Genomic DNA, 19,526 nt, shown 5'->3' with positions numbered 1-19,526 from the left:
GCACGACCAACCCCCACCACCCAAGGGACGCGAGGAACGGCGCGCCCAACCCCCACCGGCCCGCACCCACAAACCCACCTCACCCCCCCCCCCCCCAAGGGGCGCGGGGAACTGCGCGCCCAACCCCCACCGGCCCGCACCCACAAACCCACCCCAGCCCATCCATCCAATCCCCATCCAACCCCCACCCACCCCCGGAGCCCCCATGACAGTCCACACCCTCGACAACCACGTCTCCTGGATCACCCTCGACCGACCCGAGGTCATGAACGCCATCACCCCCGACCAACGAGAAGAGCTCATCCACCTCCTGGAGACCGCGTCCGCAGACGCGAACACCCGCGTGGTCGTCCTCACAGCCACCGGCCGAGGTTTCTGCACAGGCGCAGACCTCCGCACAGGCCCGCCCCTCAAGGACCGCCTCCCCGGAGACGTGACCCGCGTCATCCGAAACGGCGCCCAACGCCTCATCACCGCGGTCCTCGACTGCGAGAAACCGGTGATCGCCGCAGTGAACGGCACCGCGGCCGGCCTGGGCGCCCACCTCGCCTACGCCTGCGACCTGATCCTCGCCGCGGAATCGGCCAGGTTCATCGAGGTGTTCGCCCGCCGCGGCCTGGTCCCCGACGGCGGCGGCGCCTACCTCCTCCCCCGTCTGATCGGCCCGCAACGCGCGAAGGAGCTGATGTTCTTCGGCGACGCCCTCACCGCCGCGGACGCCCACCGCCTCGGCCTGGTCAACCGCGTGGTCCCGGACGAGGAACTGGAGAAGACGGCCCGCGCATGGGCCGAACGCCTCGCCACCGGCCCCACCCGCGCCCTCTCCCTCACCAAGCAACTGGTGAACGCCTCCCTGGACTCCGACCGCGCCACCGCGTTCAGCGCCGAGGCCACCGCCCAGGAGATCAACATGACGACGTCGGACGCCACGGAAGGCGTAACGGCGTTCGTGGAGCGCCGCACACCGGCCTTCACGGGCCGCTGAACCCCTTCCCATCTGACGCCCCGTCACCTTCAATGGACGGTGTGATGGGACACGCAGGAATGGCCGCGGCAGCCGTCCGCTACCTGAGGTCGGCCGGAGAACCGAGGACCGCGGGACCGGTCGAACCACTCCCGCGCCCGGACCTGCGCGCGGTCGGCGACGACGAACGCGCACCGATCGACCCGGCCGAATTCCGCCGCGTACTCGGAAACTTCGCGACGGGCGTCACCGTCATCACAGCCCCGGCCCAGGCCCAGGCCCCGACCCCGGCCACCGACCCGGGCGCCACCCCCGCCACCGCCATCACCCCCGCCGGCTTCGCCTGTCAGTCCTTCGCCGCGCTCTCCCTCGACCCGCCCCTGATCGCGTTCATGGTCGCGCGTACGTCCACGACCTGGCCGCGTATCGCCCGCGCGGGCGTCTTCTGCGTGAACGTCCTCGGCGCGCACCAGGGCGACCTGTGCCGCCGCTTCGCGGTGAGCGGCTCGGACAAGTTCGCGGGGGTCGCCCACGAACCGTCGCCGGTCTCCGGTTCGCCCCGCCTGACCGGCGCCACCGCCTGGATCGACTGCGCCGTCCACGCGGTCCACACGGGCGGCGACCACCTGATCGTGGTGGGCAGGGTGAACGCCCTGGGCACACCCGACGCCGCCCCCGACGGCAACGGCGACGCCCCTCTCCTCTTCCACCGCGGCCGTTTCGGTGGCTTCACGACCTGACCTGACGGCCGCCCAGGACTTTCGAAACACCCCTAGCCGACGGCCATCGCCCCCGGCACCTCCCTGCGCCGAATCACCAGCGCCATCAGCGCCGCCACCGCGCACAGCGCCCCGGAGGCGTACCACATCACGTTGTACGAGCCGAAGGCGTCGCGGGCCACGCCACCCAGGAAGGCGACCAGTGCCGCCCCGACCTGGTGGGAGGCGAGGACCCAGCCGAAGACGATGGCGCTGTCGTCGCCGAACCGGTCGCGGCACAGGGCGATGGTGGGCGGGACGGTGGCGACCCAGTCGAGTCCGTAGAAGACGATGAAGAAGACCATCGGCGGGTGGACCGAGGGGCCCAGCAGCAGGGGCAGGAAGAGGAGCGAGACGCCGCGCAGGGCGTAGTAGACCGCCAGCAGCCGGCGCGGGTCGAAGCGGTCCGTGAACCAGCCGGAGGCGATCGTGCCGACGACGTCGAAGATGCCGATCACCGCGAGGAGCGAGGCGGCGGCCGTGATGGGCATGCCGTGGTCGTGGGCGGCGGGCACGAAGTGGGTCTGGATCAGGCCGTTCGTCGAGGCACCGCAGATCGCGAAGGTCCCCGCGAGCAGCCAGAAGGGCCCGGTGCGCGCAGCGGAGAAGAGGACCTTCATCGCGCGGCGGGCGGCCCCCGGCACGGGCGGCGGCTTCTCGACGAACTCCGTCGCCCCGTACGGCTTGAGGCCCACGTCCGCCGGATGGTCGCGCAGCAGCAGCCAGACGAACGGCACGACCGCGAGCGCCGCCAGGGCCACGGTCACGGCGGCCGGGCGCCAACTGTGCTCCGAGACGATCCACGACAGTACGGGCAGGAAGATCAGCTGGCCGGAGGCCGAGGCGGCGGTGAGGATGCCGGTGACCAGGCCGCGCTTCTCGGTGAACCAGCGGTTGGTGACGGTGGCGGCGAAGGCGAGGGCCATCGAGCCGGAGCCCAGGCCCACGAGCAGCCCCCAGCACAGCAGCAGCTGCCAGGCCGCGGTCATCCACACCGTGGCGCCGGAGCCGACCGCGATTACGACCAGGGCGAGCGCGACGACCCGCCGGATGCCGAACCGGTCCATCAGCGCGGCGGCGAACGGCGCCGTCAGCCCGTACAGCGCGAGATTGACGGAGACCGCGAGGCCGATCGTGCCGCGCGACCAGTCGAACTCCTCGTGCAACGGGTCGATCAGCAGGCCCGGCAGGGACCGGAAGGCCGCCGCGCCGATGATCGTCACGAAGGTGACGGCGGCGACGAACCACGCCCGGTGCACCCGCACCCGCGTACGCCGCCGACGCCCGATCGCGTCGGTCGCGGTGGCCTGCGCCTCGATCGCGGGATCCTGCGCGTCGGTTCCAGGGCCCTGCCCAGGTCCCTGCCCAGATCGCTGTCCAGGTCCCTGTGCGGCTGCCGCCTCGCCCGCGGTGTCGGTTGTCTGGGTCACGTCACCGAGCTTCCGTCCTCGGGCCTCCCCGAACGAGTGGCCCGAAGGACAGCATTCGCTAGGATCGGGCCATGGGCACGAACAAGCCGATCCCGGCGAACACGCCGGGCACCCCGCCTGAGCCCCTTCGACACCGCGTCGTCGTCCTCGCCCTGGACGGCCTCCTCCCCTTCGAGCTGGGCATCCCGCAGCGCATCTTCGGACGCGCCAAGGACACCCGGGGCCGCAAGCTGTACGAGATCGTCACCTGCTCCGTCCGGCCGCCTGGCCCGGTCGAGACGGACGCCGACTTCTCCGTACTGGTCGAGAACGGCCCGGAGGCCCTGGCCACCGCCGACACCGTCGTCATCCCGGCCTCGTACGAGCTGGGTCCGGTCCACGACGAGGGCGTGCTCACCGACGAGCTGGCCGCGGCCCTCGCCCTGATCCGGCCGGGCACCCGGCTCGTCTCGATCTGCACGGGCGGGTACGTCCTCGCCGCCGCCGGGCTGCTCGACGGGCGCCCGGCGACCACGCACTGGGCGTCCGCCGAACACTTCCAGCGCCTCTTCCCCAAGGTGCGGGTCGACGCCGACGTGCTGTTCATCGACGACGGGGACGTGCTGACCTCCGCAGGTGTCGCGGCGGGCATCGACCTGTGCATCCACATCGTGCGCCGCGACCACGGGACCGCCGTCGCCAACGAGGTGGCGCGCCGTACGATCGTGCCTCCGCACCGGGACGGCGGGCAGGCGCAGTACATCGAACGGCCGGTGCCCGAGCCGCTGTTGGCGACCACGGTCGGGGCGCGCGCCTGGGCGCTGAGCCGGTTGCACGAGCCGATCCAGTTGCGGGACTTGGCCGCGCAGGAGGCGATGTCGGTGCGGACGTTCACGCGGCGGTTCCGGGAGGAGGCGGGGGTCAGTCCCGGTCAGTGGCTCACCCAGCAGCGGGTCGAGCGGGCTCGGCATCTCCTGGAGTCCACGGACCTGTCGATGGACCAGGTAGCGGCGGCCTCGGGCTTCGGCACGGCCCAGTCGATGCGCCAGCATCTCCAGTCGACCCTGGGAGTCACCCCGACGTCCTACCGCCGCACGTTCCGCTGAGCAGCCCTTTCCCCACCTTTACGGCCGCGCGATCAGGCCGCCGAGGCACGGACAAGCATGGTGCCCACGGCCCTGCCCTCCGGCGGCTCGATCAGGGACACGCACACGTCGGAGAAGCCGTGCCCGGTCAGGACGCGCCCCCACTCATCCGGGGTGTGGTCATACCGCAGCCCGGCTTCGGCGGCCTTGGGCCCCTGACCGCCTGGAGGCAGATGCGAGAAGGCCAGGATGCCGCCCGGCGCCATACGCGAGCGGATCAGCGGTAGCAGGGAGTCCGGATCGACGAACCACACGGCACCGAAGATCGAGAGCACGACATCGAACGTCTCGTCCGTCTCGTTCAGGAACGCCGCCGCGTCCACCGTACGGAACTCAAGGCCCGGCAGCTCGCCCCAGCGCTCCCGCGCGACCCTCTCCCGGGCGGGGGCGACGTCCACCCCTTGACCGGTCGCGCCGAGCGTCACAAGGTGCGCGAGGTTACTGCCGCTCCCCGAGCCGAGTTCCAGCACCCGGCGTCTGGCCACAGGACCCAGAACGCTCTCGTTCGGCCCGTGATCGGCGTACTGAGTCCAGTTCAGCCAGGTCGTCTCACCCTTGGCGTTCACGGTCCTGCGTGGCTTGCTCCCGACCGCGTACCTGTCCCAGGACTCAGCCAATGACATGCGGTAGTCCTTTCCGGCATGAGGGGCCCACCCCCAACGTACGGCGGTGGGCCCCAACTCATTCGCTGCTCAATGCGACTTGGGCGAGTCGTGACACCCGGCGTGGCACTGGTTGCAGTTGGCCGCGTCCTCCATGCCCCACAGGCCGGGGTCGATCTCGAACCCGGCCGCCTTGATGGCCTTGATCGTCTGCTCCAGGACGAGCGGGCCGCCGGTCTTGGCATCATGCCTGTCCCGCGTCGCCTCGTCGTCGGAGACGCACAGGACGCCCACCGCCCTCGGAAGCTCCGGGACGTGGTGGATGTACCGGCCGCAGTGCCGGCTGGTGAAGTGGTGGTACGGGATCGAGTCGAGCATGAACGAGTGCCATGCTTCGTCCACCTGCCCGGACGGACCCATGAGGAGGTCCGGGTTCTCGCCGCACGTGACCAGATAGGCGATGGCCTGTCCGAACTTGGCCTCCGCCAGTTCGCGCGTGTTCTCCGGGTCGCGGAGGAGGAGGGCCACCTCCCGCTCCCACACGTCCGGGGTGACGTACGCCTTCGGGTCGCGGATCACTACTGCCGTGCTCATGCTGGCTTGCCTCCAAGTAATCGAGGGTCCGTGGTGTTCCGGTCATTTCGCCCACCCCTGCACCTGGGGCACAGGCACGGCGGCATCAGGCCGGTAGCGAGGGGTTCCCCGCCCCCGCCCTCGTACAGGGTTCGTGGCTTGCTCTGAGTGCCGTCGGCTCTCACCGTGTAAGCGCTGATGCGGATGGACATGACGACTATGTTCCGGATCGGCCGTGGCCATTGCGGCGACGTTCAAGGCGTCTCTCGGACGTCATGTCGGCGTCAGCCCGAGGGCGACAAACCGGTGTCATTGGGAGCGGGACGTGGCTACCCTCGGGTCATGACGACTACGGGCGACGGCGAGCGAATCCCCAACGACGTGCTGACCTCCGTACGCAAGTCGATGAACCTCAGCCAGGACGAGTTCGCCCGGGGCTTACGTGGCGCAGGCAAGGAGCTGGGGGAGTCGAATGACGCCTCCAAGCGACTCGTGCAACGCTGGGAGTCCGGGCAGACCAGGACATGCCGCCCGCTGTATGCGCGGGCACTGAAGCGGTTCACCGGCCGTACCCCCGAGTCCCTGGGGTTCGCGATCCCGATGGCACGCGTCCACTCGGACGGGGCAGGAGGCCACGACATGGAGGCTGGGGAAGTCGGCACGGCTGACGCTGCTACAAGCCCGGAGCCGGAGCCGCAGAGCGAGTACGCGGGCATCTGGCTGTCCCGGTACGAGTTCTACTCGTCCAGCCGTGACGAGACGTTCGACTGCGAGCATCACGTCGTGATCGTCCAGCACGGCAACCGTCTGACGGCTCAGAGCCTGCCCGGAGCGTCGACCAACCCAGACAGCCCGTTGTCTCTGGATCTCACCGTTGACCGGAACGTCGTCACGGGTACGTGGACCGAGCAGACGGCGGCCAACGGGTATTACCAGGGCGCCCGGTACCACGGTGCGATTCAGCTGCTCATCGAGCCGACGGGCCGACGCATGGCGGGCAAGTGGGCCGGGTTCGGCAAAGACTTCGACGTGAACACGGGCCCGTGGGAACTGCGCCTACTCGACCGATCGACAGGCCGCGCGAGCATCGAGCGGTACTCGACCACACCTCAGTGAGGATGGTGTCCCGCCGAGCGACACTCGGCGGGACACCATCACGGCGGCGGCCACAGGTATTTCTCCGGCACCGCACGGCACAACGGGCCGCTCACAGAGTGCCGGTCAACGTGAGGCGCCCTCCGGCCACAGCACCCGGACGGGGACGCCGGTCCGCTCGGCGTACGCCACGACGTCCGCCGTGCCGCCGTACCCCCATGCCGGTTTCCCGTCCCATACGGCGACCAGCTCGTCAGCGAGCCCGACGAGAATTTCAGAGCCTGTCATGTGCGCCTCCGAGTCGGAGGCGGTCATGCCGGTCCCGTGCACGTCGCTCGCGCGGGACATCAGCTCGTCGTACGTGGAGTGATGCCGCTCCGGCAAGCTGTCGCGGTACTCGGTGGCCGGAACGACGACCTCAAGGCGTCCGCCGGCGGACAGCACTGCTTCGGCGAACCATGCATCGGGGCCGTCCGCGATGCACGAGACCGCCACCAGCTCCGCCGTGTACCCACTCACCGCATCAGCCAGGAGCGCCCGCACGCGCTCCTCAACCTCTGTGCTCAGTCCGCGGTGACCAGTGATCCCCACCCGCATGCCTGTCCTCCTACAGATAGACGCCGTGCAACCTCTCGTCGAACTCGCGCACCGCCTTGGGCGGTGAGCTGGTGTTCAGCGACCGGCGCACGCCGCGCGCCCTCTCCACGATCCGGCCGGAACGGTAGCGGAACCCGGTTTCCAGCGCGCGGGCAGCGAGCGCGAACGCGGCATCAACGCGCCCGGCGGCGAGGTGACCGGCCGCGATGTCGAGCACCAGGAGCGCGCGTTGTTTGTCGTGGCCGGTCGCGAGGGCTTCGGTGTCCTCGGACAGGACCCAATCCGCGAGGCCGAGACGGGCCCCGCAGGTTACCCGCGCAACGGCGACCTTGGCCGGGGTGAAGGTGAACACCCACGGCCACGGCGGCACCTCCTCGGGCAGGTTCTCGGCGCCCGCGCGGGCCGCCGTCAACGCCTTGTCTGCGGAGCGCCGGTCACCGGCCACCGCGTGCGCGAGAGCTTCGACGGACGCCAACCACGCATCCGCGACGGCCGGGCGGGAGGACCCGAGTACGCGCCGGGCCCGACGGGTGAGGTTCAATGCCTCCACCCCGTTCCCGGCGTGCGCCTCGAACTGGGCGAGGCTCCCGGCCTGGTAGGCGGTCAACAGCGGATCACCGGCCGACCGTGCCGCCTTGACCGCCGCCCCATACCAGGAGCGGGCCGACCCGTTGTCACCCGTGTCCCACGCGAGCCATCCGGCGAAGCTCGCGGCCTCACTGCCGACGGCGGCCAGACGGCCCCGCTCCCCGTCCCCGATCGCGGTGTGTGTGATGGTCTGGATCAGCCGCATGTGCGCGCGTACGGCCTCCGACAGGTCCCGGCTGGGCGTGGTGCCGTCGAGTCTGCGATACGCCGTGGTGGATAGCCGGAGGGCTGCGGCCTGCCCGCCGGTCGCGTCTGCGGTATCAGGGAGGGCGGCCAGGGTGGGGGCTGCGGCTGCGGCCACCGCTCCGCCGAGGAATCGTCGTCGGTTCACGTCATCACCGTCGTTCTGTGACCCCGACGGTCGGCTGTCGGCAAGTCCCACCAGGACCGGTGGAATCTCCAGGTGCGCCGCTGCCGCCGCCAGGGTGTTCGTGTTGTATGCGCTCGTGCCCTTCTTCTCCAGACGGGACACTGCGGACTGGCTCATGCCGAGGGCCTGGCCCAAGGCGGTCTGCGTTATCCGCCGGTTGTTGCGGACGAGTTCGATCACTTGCCCGTAATTCCCGGTCCGGGATGCCTCCCGGACCGGCCCTGTCTGGAAATCCACGGCGCACCCCCACGCTAAGAGTCCCTGCGGCGTCGAGCTCCTACCCGTACCCGCTCAGCGCATATCTGTATGCGGGTGCCGCATGAGCGATGGTCGCATGACTGCGGGTGATCGTTAACTAACTGTCAGTGCAACGTCCACCCTCACTCGGGGAGTTCGGACGCTTGCGCGGTGACGGTCCGCCCCTCGTCCCCGTAGGTGTGCGGCCCACTTCCCTCCACCCCCGGAACAAGGCGTGATCCATGACGATGACGGCAAACAGAGCCCGCGCGACGGGATACCAGGGCTACAGCGAGACCCACCCACGCACGAGAGAGACGGCGTCCGTGGCACGCGGCCTGGTCCGCACGGCGTGCGCCACGTGGCGCCTCGGCGACGAGACGGCGGAAACCGCCGCGCTGGCGATGTCCGAACTCGTCACCAACGCCGTGAACCACGCCCGGGGGCACAGCCTGCGCGTGATCGTGGACCGCCCGGCGGATGACCAGTTGTACCTGGCGGTCGTGGACATGGACCCGTCCCGGGTGCCGATGCTGCGCGCCCCCGGCGGCGACGACACTGGCGGGCGGGGCCTGATCCTGGTCGACGTTCTTGCCGACCGGTGGGGCTACGACCTGTTGGGCCCCGCGCGGATGCCGAACCGCAAGCGCTGCTGGGCCGAGATGAAGGTGGTCTCGTGACGCCGCTCGACGGCTTGGACGAGGCGGTGAAGGAGGTCGCCCGGCCCGCTACGTCGGCACAGGCGCCGGTATGAGTTCCGCATATCCGTGAGCGGCACGCGTCAGACGTATGTCATTGAGGCGCTACCCGTTGCACCACAGAATCCCATCCCGCACGCCTCTGTTCTCCCAGAGACCGCGCGCGATGGGGCAGAAGCTCCGGGGAGGTGCCCCCCGTAAATCCCGCGAGCCTCCGCACGCGCCCAGGCGTGTACCCACTTGGGCACGTGCGTCAGCAATGCCCCGTCCAGCGCTGCAAGCCGGAACGGGGCCAATGTCCGCAGCCAGCAAGGAGCTACGAACAGTGAGTCACTCTATCCGTACGGCGCTTGCCCTTACAGGCGCCGTTCTCGCCGCACTGGTGCTTTGGCGCCTGTGCCGCCCTGGCCCTGGTCGACGACGCGCGCCGGCAGTGACCAGCGCGCACGTCCCCCAACCGCCCCTCAAGTGGCCGGACGCACCGGACCCATATCGGGCGCGCCGGGTTCGCTGGTCCAGGCGCGTGAGGGTCAAGCCTGTGCCGCCCCTCGCGCCGGAGGTCGACGTGTGGTCGGCAGGCACGTCCTCGACCGGCAAGGCGGTATGGCGCAGATGGGAAGCGCTGCAGGCCCTCGACGAACCAGGCGGGTTGGTACGGCCGTACGTGAGGGACTACCTGGCGAGCGGGGAGCCCGTATGAACCCGGACCTTGCGGCGGCACTGAGAACCCCCCAGTGGCTTGCCTGGGAAAGGTGGATCGAGCACGCTGCCCCCTTCCGCGGCGAACAGTGCCTGTTCTGTTGCTCCGCCACTGGCCCCTCTGAGACCTGCCTGGAGGGGCGGCGCCTCCACGGTGACTACCGCCTGTCGGTAGTCAAGTCCCCCCAGGCGCACGGCAAGACCGAGTAACACGCCCCGATGACTGCCGCTTCCGGAGGCGCCGCAGTAGTCAGGCGGAGTCGCGTTCCCCTTGACGCCGGGCAGTGAACCATCCCCATGGGAATCACAGGTGCTCGCCCCCTCCGAGTTCCCCCGGAGGGGGCGGGTCACGTAACGCGGGAGACACCATGGACGACGCGCGCAAGGCAGCACCCGGGCAAGGTGTATGCGTGTTCCACCTGTTGGCCGGTCGAGTGATCGAGCTGCGGGATGATGACCGTTGCTCACTGTGCGAGTTGGCGCCCAGTGGCGGTGAACGGGTCTACGGACAGGAAAGGGCGGCCGAGGCGGCGGCCTCAGAACTTCAGCACAGCCCCCTCCCCCCCCCCAGACCCGCACCCGCAATCCGCCCGCCTGCTCACCTGCTCACCTGACCGGATGTTCCTAGAACGTCAGGACAGCCCGGGCCGCAAGCCCACCCCGCGCATCAGCTACGGCCTTCTCGAAGTCCTCCATCACATACGTCTCCGTCACCAGCTCATCCAGCAGCAACCGCCCCTCCCGGTACATCTGCGCGTACAGCGCGACATCCCGCTGCGGTCGCGAAGACCCGTACCGGCACCCGAGGATCGACTTGTCCAGGTACATCGACGAGACGAGGAAGGACGCCTCGGCGCCGGCGGGCGGCACGCCCAGCAGTACCGCCTGCCCCTGCCGGTCGAGCAGATCGACGGCCTGCCGTACCAGCTCCACCCGCCCCACGCACTCGAAGACATGATCCGCCCCCGTCGGCAGGATGCCCTTCACCCCCTCCACGGACGTGAGGAAGTGCCCGGCCCCGAACCGCCGGGCCACCTCCTCCTTCGCCGGATTCGAGTCCACCGCGACCACCGTCAGCGCCCCGGCGATCCGCGCGCCCTGGATCACGTTGAGCCCGATCCCGCCCGTCCCGATGACGACCACGCTGTCCCCGTGGTCCACCCGCGCCCGGTTCAGCACGGCCCCGACCCCGGTCAGCACCCCGCACCCGATCAGGGCGGCCGAAGCCATCGGGATGTCCTTCGGGATCCGTACCGCCTGCACGGCCTTCACCAACGTCCGTTCGGCGAAGGCGGAGTTGGACGCGAACTGGTACAGAGGTTGACCGTCCCGCAGAAACGGCCGCTGCGGCATCCCGATGGCCTTGCGGCACATGGTCGGCCGCCCCCGGTCGCACGCGGCGCACGCACCGCAGTTCGCGAGCGTGGACAGGGAGACATGGTCGCCGGGCTGCACATGGGTGACGCCCGCGCCCACCTCCTCCACGACACCCGCACCCTCGTGCCCGAGCACCGCGGGTACGGGGAAGGGGATGGTCCCGTCCAGCACGGAGAGGTCGCTGTGGCACAGACCGGCCGCCGCTGTCGCGACCAGTACCTCACCCGGCCCCGGGTCCCGTATCTCCAGGTCGTCCACCACCTGGGCCTGCCTGCCGTCGAAGACAACGCCTCTCATGCCGTGCCCCTCGTCGCACTCATCTCAGCCCTTCGCTTCCCTGGGAAGGCCGAGCACGCGCTCGGCGATGATCGTGCGCTGGATCTCGTCCGAGCCGCCGTAAATGGTGTCGGCGCGGCTGAAGAGGAACAGGTGCTGGAGAGCGTCCAGTTCGTAGGGCGACTCGGCCGACCAGTCCCCGGGACCGACCGCCGCCCCGGCCCCCCGCACCCGCATCGCCAGTTCGCCGAGCCGCTGATGCCACCGGCCCCACAGCAGCTTGGCCACGCTGGGCGCGCCGCGGTCCGCCGAACTCCCCAGCGTCCGCAGGGCGTTCCACCGCATGGTGCGCAGCTCGGCCCACTGGCGTACGAGCAGGTCGCGGACGATCGGGTCCTCGGCCGCCCCCGAGGCGACGGCTGCTTCCACCACCTGCGCCAACTCCTGGGCGAAACCGACCTGCTGGGCCAGTGTGGAGACTCCGCGCTCGAAGCCGAGCAGGCTCATCGCGACCTGCCAGCCGTTGCCCTCGCCCCCGACGAGATGCTCCGCGCGCGCGTGCGCCCCGTCGAAGAAGACCTCGTTGAACTCGCTGGTCCCGGTCATCTGCCGGATCGGCCGCACGTCGATCCGCCCGGGCTGGTCCATGGGTACGAGCAGAAAGCTCAGCCCGCGGTGCCGCCGCGACCCGGCCTCCGTACGCGCCAGCACGAAGCACCAGTCCGCCTCGTGCGCCAGCGAGGTCCAGATCTTCTGCCCGCTGATCCGGTACCCGTCCGCCTCCCGCACGGCCTCCGTACGGATCCCGGCGAGATCGGAGCCGGCGCCGGGCTCGCTGTACCCCTGGCACCACAGCTCGTCACCGGAGGCGATGGGCGGCAGAAAGCGGTCCTTCTGCTCCTCGCTCCCATGGGCGATGAGGGTCGGAGCCAGCAGCTTCTCCCCGATGTGCCCACTGCGCGCGGGCGCCCGGGCCCGCGCGTACTCCTCGGCCCACACGACCTGCCGCCCCAGTCCGACCGCGCGATTCCCGTACCCCTCCACCCCCCACCCGATCCCGATCCACCCGGCAGCACCGAGAACCCGCTCCCAGTCCCGCCGCCCCCCGCCCCAAGGCACATGGCCGTCCAACCACCCCCGCGCCTCAGCACGAAAGGCTTCATTCTCCGAGGTGACCCCAAACTCCATGAACCCCTCCACCACCCGTCGACCAACCCACCCAGGGGCGCGGGGAACGGCGCAACAAGCCACAACGCACCTGCACCCACGTCTTTCAGGGGCGCGGGGAACTGCGCGACCAGCCACAGCGGACCCGCACCCGCCCACGACCGCCCCCTACGTCGCCGCCCCCTTCGCCGCACGCGCAGTCCGAGCCGCCCGCTCCATCTCCTCCACCCGCACCAGCAACGGCATGGGATCCACCCCCACGCTCCCCGGCAGGAAGTCGGCAATACGCTCAGGCGTCCAACCCCCCTCCGCATACCCGGCACGGAGTTCCCTCGGCTGCGCCCACACAGCGATCTTCGGCCCGGCGACGGTGTAGACCTGCCCGGTGATCCCCTCCTCCCGCGCCCGCTCGGACAGCAGGTAGACCACGAGTGCGGCCACATCCTCCGGCTCCCCGATCTCCTTCAGCTCCATCGGCACGTTCGCGGACATCCGCGTACGGGCGACCGGCGCGACCGCGTTCGCCGTCACCCCGTACTTGTGGAGCCCGAGCGCCGCGCTGCGGACGAGCGAGATGATCCCGCCCTTCGCCGCGCTGTAGTTGGCCTGCGAGACGGACCCCTGGTGGTTGCCGCTGGTGAACCCGATCAGCGTCCCCGCCCCCTGCCCGCGCATGACGGCGGACGCCGCGCGGAACACGGTGAAGGTGCCCTTCAGATGCGTGGCGATCACCGGGTCCCACTCGTCCTCGGACATGTTGAAGAGCATCCGTTCGCGCAGGATGCCGGCCACGCAGACGACCCCGTCGAGCCGCCCGTACGCCTCCAGGGCCGTATCGACGATCCGCCGGCCGCCCGCCATGGTGGAGATGTCGTCGGCCACCGCGACCGCGTCCCCGCCGGCCGCGCCGATCTCCTCGACGACGGCGTCGGCGACCGAACTGCTCGGCTCCGAGCCCTCGACCGAGACGCCGTAGTCGTTGACGACGACGCGGGCGCCCTCGGCCGCGGCGGCCAGGGCCACCGCGCGTCCGATGCCCCGGCCCGCCCCGGTCACGGCGACGACCCTGCCTTCCAGGAAGTTCCCCACGCCCCGGCCCCTTCCCGCAGTTTCTGACGGTCCGTTAGATTTGCTCAGGGTCAGATTCTACGACCCGTCAGATACCTGGAGACAAGCCCCGGGGAGGACTCATGTCACTACCGGCCGAGTTCCACGAGATCGCCAAGCGCGTGAACAACTGGGGGCGTTGGGGTGCCGACGACGAACTCGGCACCCTGAACCTGATCACCGACGAGGTCGTGCGCGAGGCCGCCGCGAGCGTCCGGACCGGCCGTCGCGTACCGCTGGCGCTCCCCCTCCGCCAGGACGGCGTACAGACGGGGATGATCCCGGGCCGGGTCGATCCGCTGCACACGATGGTGCAGATCAACCAGGAGTTGTTCGGCCCCGGCACGATCGCGTGCAGCGACGACGCCGTGACGATGGGCCTCCAGGCGGCCACCCACTGGGACGCGCTCAGTCATGTCTCGCACTCGGGCAGGCTCTACAACAACCGTCCCGCCGAGACGATCACCGCCCACGGGGGCGCCGAGTTCAACGGCATCGACAAGGCCCGGCACATCGTCTCGCGCGGCGTCCTGCTGGACGTGGCCCGCGCACGCGGCGTGGAACGTCTGGACACCGGGCACGCGGTGACCCCGGAGGACCTCGACGCGGCCGAGGAGTTGAGCGGCACGAAGGTCGGCGCGGGCGACATCGTCCTCGTACGCACCGGTCAGATCCAGCTCCTCCTGGCGGGCGACAGGCAGGGGTACGCCTTCCCCTCACCCGGTCTCTCCGTGCGCACCCCCGAGTGGTTCCACGCCCGCGATGTCGCGGCGGTCGCGAACGACACCCTCACCTTTGAGATATTTCCACCTGAAATAGAGGACTTGTGGCTGCCCGTCCACGGGCTCCACCTGGTCGAAATGGGCATGCTCCAGGGCCAGAACTGGAATCTCGAAGAGTTGTCCACAGCCTGTGGAGAAGTCGGCGGCTTCACGTTCCTGCTGTCGGCGATGCCCGAACCGTTCACCGGCGGCACGGGAACCCCCGTCGCACCGGTCGCGATCCTCTGACCGACCCGGACCCGGACCGCGCCACCGGCCCCCCGAGGGCCGACTGGCGGCGCGTCTCCCCCACGTACGGCCACGCCCGGGCGAGAGGTGCCCCCACCCCGTCCCGAGCGCGGCATCGCGCGCCGCCATCCGGCTCTCCGGCGCGCCTGCCCCTGGCCCCGCAGGAGCCGACGCCGAATCGCGATCCGCGCTCGCCAAGGGCTTCCGTCACCGAAGACCTCGACGTCCCCTCACGGCGAATCACTGAACGCAAGCGTGACGAAACGGACACGCGCCGTCAACACCCGTTCGGGGATTCATGCCATTGGCGCCCTTTGTGACGCTCGCGGACGGAAGCACGGCCCGGCGCACTCGACAGCACCGGACGCCCGGGCCCCGGACTCCGTGCCACCCGTGCGCCAGTGGGCGCATCCGTGCCCGAGCGCCCGCTCCCGCGTGACGAGCCCCGGCAGGGGAGCCGGCCCCTACACGGCCTCGTACGCCAGATCCCCGTACACCACGGGGGATGCCACCGAGGACACCACCGGGGCCGCGTCGCATCCCGTGACGAGGGCGGTTGCCGACGAACACCGGTCCACCTCGCACCAGATGCGCTTCCCGGCACCCTCGGCGCTCCAGCCCCACCGGTCGGCGAGGCCGTCGACGAGTGCGAGGCCACGGCCGTTGGTGTCGTCGCCCTCCGCGCAGCGCGGGCGCGGGGCCCGGGTACTGGCGTCGACGACCTCCAGGCGGACGGTCGCGACGGCCTCCCCGACGGCCCGCTCACCGGCTGTCGGCGCACTCGCCGCGTCCGGCATGAACAGCCGTAGGACGGCGGGGCGGCCGGTGTGCACCACGGCATTGGTGACCAGCTCCGAGACGAGCAGGATCAGCGTCTCCGCGAGCGGCTCATCGGCCTCTATCCCGGATCCCGCGAGCCGCGAACGCGCCCACCTCCGGGCTCGCCCCACCTCTGCGGGGTCGGGCCGGATCTCCAGCTGCACTTGAAGCACCTGCACCGCTCACACCATCCGAACCGGCGGACACATCGCCTCGCGCCTCGCAAGGGCCACGATCGTGGTCAGAAAAGGGCTCACGGAACGTGATTCCCTCAGGAGACAGCATGGTTGACGTACAGTCACCGCAACAAGCGCTTCAGGCATATTCCAGCGCGAAGGAGTACGCGTGCGGCATACTGTGCGACGCTCGCCACGGGGAGTCGAACAGGCAGGAACGGTCCTGCTTCCTGCCCCGCGAGCGGCACGCATCGCCGGATCCGGGGCTGCCCCGGGGGCAACACCGTGATGGCCCGGCCTCAGAACCACTCGCATCCCACACAAGGTACCGGAGCAGGCCGCCGACTCCAGGCCGTGACGAGTCACGCGTAGGACACAACCCGATATCAACGCTCGGTAATTCCGGTATGCCACGTTCCGCGACTTCTGTCCCCTTGACCCGGCACCGACGTGCCACGATCGGCGGCATTCAGCGGCGCCCAGCTCCCGCGGCTCACGGCCCCGGCCGCGCCGCCGACGCCAGCAGATCCTCCGCGAGCGCCTCCTCCGCCGCCGCGGCGCCGTCCCCGCGACGGGCCCGCGACCAGGCCCGTTTGAGGTGGAGGTGCACATCGGACTCCCAGGTGAAACCCATGCCCCCGTGCACCTGGAGGCAGTCGCGGGCCCCGCGTTCGGCGGCCTCGTCGGCCAGCAGCCGGGCCGCCGCGATGTCGAGCGGATCGCCGGTGACAGCCGCCGCGTACACCGCCGCGCGGGCCACTTCCACCCGCACCAGCATCTCCGAGCACAGGTGTTTCACCGCCTGGAAGGCCCCGATCGGCTGCCCGAACTGCTCACGGGTCCGGGCGTGTTGCACGGCCAGCGCACAGGTCCACGCGGCCGAACCGAGTTGCTCGGCGGCGGTCAGCAGGGCGGCGACCGGGTCGCAGGGCGCGGCCCGGGGCACCCGGTGCAGCGGTGTCAGCGGGTCGACGGAGCGCATGGCGACGGCTGCGGTCACATCGCCCCGTACGACGTCCGCCTCCTCCAGCCATTCGACGAGCGCGCCGTCGACGCCCGCGACGACACACGCGCCGGTGGCCGCGCCGGGCACTTCGCCGGCCGCGAGGTGGGTGGCCACGAGCGGTCCGGGCAGCAGCGCCCGGCCGGCCTCCTCGAAGGCGAGCACCGCCTCGGGCAGCCCGAGCCCGACCCCGCCCCGCTCCTCGGGCAGCCGCAGCGCGAAGAACCCGGCCTCACCCAACTCACGCCAGAGCGCACGATCGAGGCCACCGGCCCCTCCCCGCCCCCCGGAGCCCGAGCCTTCCCCTCCTCCCGGGTCCACGGCGGCCCGCAACCGCTCCCGCCCGAACCGCCGCACCAGCAACTCGCGCACCCCGGCCCGTAACGCCCGTTGGTCTTCGGTGAGTTGGAAATCCACCGCTCACCGTCCCTTCGGGAGGCCCAGGATCCGCTCGGCCACGATGTTCCGCTGGATCTGCGAGGTCCCGGCCGCGATGGTGTACGAGAGCGACGACAGCCGGTCGACCGTCCACTCCCGGTCCAGATCGAGCCCCTCGGGACCCAGCACCTCGGCCGCCGCGTCGTACAGCTCCTGCCGGGCCTGCGAGTACCGCAGTTTGAAGACCGAGCCGCCCACCCCCGGCACCCCGCCACCGCGCTCGGACTCGCTCACGTTCCACTGCGTCAGCCGCCACAGCGCCCGGAACTCGGCGTTGAGCCTGCCGAGCCTGCGCCGCAGCGGCACGTCGTCCCACCGGCCGTTCTTCCTCGCCTCCCGCGCGAGCTCACCCAGCACCCGCCGACAGGCGACCACCTCACCCACGAAAGCGGTGCCGCGCTCGAAGGACAACGTCACCATGGTCACGCGCCACCCGTCGTTCTCCTCACCGACCCGGTTGGCCACGGGCACCCGCACCTCGTCGAGGAAGACCTCCGCGAACTCCGCCGACCCGGCGAGCGTTCGCAGCGGCCGCACGGTGATCCCCGGAGCGTCCATCGGCATCGCCAGCCAAGTGATCCCCCGATGCTTCGGCGCCCGCGCGTCGGTGCGCACCAACAGCTCGCACCAGTCGGCGACTTCGGCGTGCGAGGTCCAGATCTTGGAGCCGCTGACCACGTAGTCGTCGCCGTCCCGCCACGCGCGCGTGCGCAGCGACGCGAGGTCGGACCCGGCGTCCGGCTCGCTGAACCCCTGGCACCACACCTCCTCGCCCCGCAGCACGGGCGGCAGCCAGCGCGCCCGCTGCCGGGCGCTTCCCTCGGCGGCGATGGTCGGCCCGGCATGCAGCAGCCCGACGAAATTGGCCCCTACGTAGGGGGCACCCGCCTTCTCGGTCTCCTCCAGGAAGATCAGATGCCGGGTGGGCGTGGCACCACGACCCCCGGCGTCCGTGGGCCAGTGCAGCCCCGCGTACCCGGCGTCGTACAACAACCGCTGCCACCCGAGGTCGTACGCACGCCGCCCCGGCCAGTCGTCGGCCGACGGCTTGGCCGGCAGTCCCGGAAGCACCTTCCCCAGCCACTCCCGCAGCCGCGCCCGGAACTCCTCGTCCTGCACCGAGTACGACAGATCCATCGCCTATCGGGCCTTGTCGAGGTCCAGGTCCAGCATGCGGATGGCGTTGCCGCGCATCAGCTTGTAGACGGTCTCGTCGTCGAGACCCTTCACATGGTCGAGGGCGACCTCCTTGGTGTGCGGGAAGGTCGAGTCGACGTGCGGATAGTCGGTCTCGAACGTGGCGTTGTCCCGTCCCACCACATCCAGCGAGGCGACCCCGTGCTTGTCGCGGAAGAAGCAGCAGAAGATCTGCCGGTAGTAGTACGTAGAAGGCGGCTCGGGGATGAGATCCCGCACCCCGCCCCAGGCCCGATGCTCCTCCCACACGTCATCGGCGCGTTCCAGCGCGTAGGGGATCCACCCCATCTGCCCTTCGCTGTACGCCAGTTTGAGCCGCGGGAACCTGACGAGCACACCCGAGAACAGAAAGTCCATCATCGAGGCCATGGCGTTGTTGAAACTGAGGGACGCCTGAACGGCGGGGGGAGCATCCGGCGACGCGGCAGGCATCTGACTGCTGCTGCCGATATGCATGTTGACGACCGTGCCGGTCTCCTGGCAGACCGCGAAGAACGGATCCCAGTAACCGCAGTGGATGGACGGCAGCCCCAGATGGGTCGGGATCTCCGAGAACGTCACCGCCTTCACGCCCCGGCCCGCGTTGCGCCGGATCTCGGCGACGGCGAGGTCGATGTCCCAGAGCGGAATGATGCACAGCGGAATCAGCCGCCCCCCGCTGCCCCCGCACCACTCCTCGACCATGAAGTCGTTGTAGGCGCGCACGCAGGCCAGCGCGACCTCCTTGTCGTGCGCCTCGGCGAAGGTCTGCCCGCAGAACCGCGGAAAGGTGGGGAAGCACAGCGAACCTTCGACATGATTCGCGTCCATGTCCCTGAGCCGCTCGACCGGATCCCAGCATCCGGGCCGCATCTCCTCGCGCGTGATGCCCTCAAGCGTCATCTCGTCCCTGTCGAAGCCGACGGCGGCGATGTTGCGCTTGTACGGGAACTTCAGGTCCTCGTAGATCCACCAGTCGGTCGGCGGCCCGTCCGGGTCCATCGTGATCCGGTACTTGCCGGCCACGTAGGCCAGCTCGCCGATGCCCGCGGTCAGCGGCTTGGGTCCGCGTTCCCGGTATTTCCTCGGCAGCCAGGTCTCGAAGAGGTGGGCGGGCTCGATCACATGGTCGTCGACGCTGATGATCCGAGGCAGTTCGGTCATGAGTCCAGCCCTCTCCCG

At 70.4% G+C, this 19,526-nt stretch carries 19 protein-coding genes; 7 read left to right on the top strand and 12 right to left on the bottom strand.

The genetic code is table 11. The features are described 5' to 3' along the window. The first annotated feature begins 205 nt into the window (after positions 1-205). Together ACH4DZ_RS26665 and ACH4DZ_RS26660 are read left to right on the top strand one after the other, a co-directional pair. On the top strand, positions 206-985 hold the full coding sequence (locus tag ACH4DZ_RS26665; RefSeq protein ID WP_398289839.1) for an enoyl-CoA hydratase/isomerase family protein: 780 nt from the start codon (positions 206-208) through the stop codon (positions 983-985). A gap of 44 nt (positions 986-1,029) precedes the next feature. After that, positions 1,030-1,704 carry a flavin reductase family protein gene (locus tag ACH4DZ_RS26660; RefSeq protein WP_398289838.1) on the top strand — a complete coding sequence of 225 codons (675 nt, stop codon included), beginning with the start codon at positions 1,030-1,032 and terminating at the stop codon, positions 1,702-1,704. A gap of 32 nt (positions 1,705-1,736) precedes the next feature. On the opposite strand, the gene ACH4DZ_RS26655 is transcribed toward ACH4DZ_RS26660, so the two are convergent. Then, complete coding sequence (locus tag ACH4DZ_RS26655; protein WP_398290016.1) at positions 1,737-3,041, bottom strand: MFS transporter; 1,305 nt, start codon at positions 3,039-3,041, stop codon at positions 1,737-1,739. A 182-nt stretch (positions 3,042-3,223) separates the two neighbouring features. Here ACH4DZ_RS26655 and ACH4DZ_RS26650 point away from each other — a divergent pair, with 182 nt between their 5' ends. Then, entirely contained in the window at positions 3,224-4,237 is a 1,014-nt protein-coding gene (locus tag ACH4DZ_RS26650) for a GlxA family transcriptional regulator (protein ID WP_398289837.1), read from the top strand. 32 nt (positions 4,238-4,269) lie between these two features. Here ACH4DZ_RS26650 and ACH4DZ_RS26645 read toward each other — a convergent pair whose 3' ends face one another. Then, positions 4,270-4,899: a class I SAM-dependent methyltransferase gene (locus ACH4DZ_RS26645; protein WP_398289836.1), complete on the bottom strand. Its 630-nt coding sequence runs from the start codon at positions 4,897-4,899 to the stop codon at positions 4,270-4,272. 69 nt (positions 4,900-4,968) lie between these two features. After that, positions 4,969-5,472: a glycine-rich domain-containing protein gene (locus ACH4DZ_RS26640; RefSeq protein WP_398289835.1), complete on the bottom strand. Its 504-nt coding sequence runs from the start codon at positions 5,470-5,472 to the stop codon at positions 4,969-4,971. 321 nt (positions 5,473-5,793) lie between these two features. Between ACH4DZ_RS26640 and ACH4DZ_RS26635 the strand changes: the two genes are divergently transcribed. Then, entirely contained in the window at positions 5,794-6,567 is a 774-nt protein-coding gene (locus tag ACH4DZ_RS26635) for a helix-turn-helix domain-containing protein (protein WP_398289834.1), read from the top strand. A 105-nt stretch (positions 6,568-6,672) separates the two neighbouring features. On the opposite strand, the gene ACH4DZ_RS26630 is transcribed toward ACH4DZ_RS26635, so the two are convergent. After that, positions 6,673-7,143, bottom strand: coding sequence for a hypothetical protein (locus ACH4DZ_RS26630; RefSeq protein ID WP_398289832.1), 471 nt, complete (start codon positions 7,141-7,143; stop codon positions 6,673-6,675). A gap of 10 nt (positions 7,144-7,153) precedes the next feature. After that, positions 7,154-8,341, bottom strand: coding sequence for a helix-turn-helix domain-containing protein (locus ACH4DZ_RS26625; protein WP_398289831.1), 1,188 nt, complete (start codon positions 8,339-8,341; stop codon positions 7,154-7,156). A gap of 299 nt (positions 8,342-8,640) precedes the next feature. On the opposite strand from ACH4DZ_RS26625, the gene ACH4DZ_RS26620 reads away from it, so the two are divergent. Together ACH4DZ_RS26620 and ACH4DZ_RS26615 are read left to right on the top strand one after the other, a co-directional pair. Then, positions 8,641-9,078, top strand: coding sequence for an ATP-binding protein (locus ACH4DZ_RS26620; protein ID WP_398289830.1), 438 nt, complete (start codon positions 8,641-8,643; stop codon positions 9,076-9,078). Between the two features lie 541 nt (positions 9,079-9,619). Then, complete coding sequence (locus ACH4DZ_RS26615) at positions 9,620-9,796, top strand: hypothetical protein (protein WP_398289829.1); 177 nt, start codon at positions 9,620-9,622, stop codon at positions 9,794-9,796. A gap of 623 nt (positions 9,797-10,419) precedes the next feature. Here the strand turns inward: ACH4DZ_RS26615 and ACH4DZ_RS26610 are convergent. The 3 genes from ACH4DZ_RS26610 to ACH4DZ_RS26600 all read right to left on the bottom strand — a co-directional run bounded on the left by ACH4DZ_RS26610 (position 10,420) and on the right by ACH4DZ_RS26600 (position 13,704). Continuing rightward, positions 10,420-11,469 carry a Zn-dependent alcohol dehydrogenase gene (locus tag ACH4DZ_RS26610; protein WP_398289828.1) on the bottom strand — a complete coding sequence of 350 codons (1,050 nt, stop codon included), beginning with the start codon at positions 11,467-11,469 and terminating at the stop codon, positions 10,420-10,422. A 24-nt stretch (positions 11,470-11,493) separates the two neighbouring features. Then, positions 11,494-12,636, bottom strand: coding sequence for an acyl-CoA dehydrogenase family protein (locus tag ACH4DZ_RS26605; protein ID WP_398289827.1), 1,143 nt, complete (start codon positions 12,634-12,636; stop codon positions 11,494-11,496). 147 nt (positions 12,637-12,783) lie between these two features. Then, positions 12,784-13,704, bottom strand: a complete 921-nt coding sequence (locus ACH4DZ_RS26600) for an SDR family oxidoreductase (protein ID WP_398289826.1) — start codon at positions 13,702-13,704, stop codon at positions 12,784-12,786. A gap of 101 nt (positions 13,705-13,805) precedes the next feature. Here ACH4DZ_RS26600 and ACH4DZ_RS26595 point away from each other — a divergent pair, with 101 nt between their 5' ends. Next, on the top strand, positions 13,806-14,732 hold the full coding sequence (locus ACH4DZ_RS26595) for a cyclase family protein (protein WP_398289825.1): 927 nt from the start codon (positions 13,806-13,808) through the stop codon (positions 14,730-14,732). A 464-nt stretch (positions 14,733-15,196) separates the two neighbouring features. Here the strand turns inward: ACH4DZ_RS26595 and ACH4DZ_RS26590 are convergent, their stop codons facing one another. The 4 genes from ACH4DZ_RS26590 to ACH4DZ_RS26575 all read right to left on the bottom strand — a co-directional run bounded on the left by ACH4DZ_RS26590 (position 15,197) and on the right by ACH4DZ_RS26575 (position 19,508). Beyond that, positions 15,197-15,715 (bottom strand): ATP-binding protein, encoded by a 519-nt coding sequence (locus ACH4DZ_RS26590; protein ID WP_398290015.1) that lies wholly within the window; start codon positions 15,713-15,715, stop codon positions 15,197-15,199. A 505-nt stretch (positions 15,716-16,220) separates the two neighbouring features. Continuing rightward, entirely contained in the window at positions 16,221-17,147 is a 927-nt protein-coding gene (locus ACH4DZ_RS26585) for an acyl-CoA dehydrogenase family protein (RefSeq protein WP_398289824.1), read from the bottom strand. 3 nt (positions 17,148-17,150) lie between these two features. Next, on the bottom strand, positions 17,151-18,305 hold the full coding sequence (locus tag ACH4DZ_RS26580) for an acyl-CoA dehydrogenase family protein (protein WP_398289823.1): 1,155 nt from the start codon (positions 18,303-18,305) through the stop codon (positions 17,151-17,153). Positions 18,306-18,308: 3 nt separating this feature from the next. Next, positions 18,309-19,508 carry an amidohydrolase family protein gene (locus ACH4DZ_RS26575; protein ID WP_398289822.1) on the bottom strand — a complete coding sequence of 400 codons (1,200 nt, stop codon included), beginning with the start codon at positions 19,506-19,508 and terminating at the stop codon, positions 18,309-18,311. Positions 19,509-19,526: the final 18 nt, after the last annotated feature.

Origin of the sequence: Streptomyces sp. NPDC017991, from assembly GCF_044328075.1 — a bacterium.
In the GTDB taxonomy this organism is placed as follows: domain Bacteria; phylum Actinomycetota; class Actinomycetes; order Streptomycetales; family Streptomycetaceae; genus Streptomyces.
The sequence above is the reverse complement of the archived record's forward strand: the minus strand, read 5'-3'. Positions and strand labels throughout refer to the sequence as shown.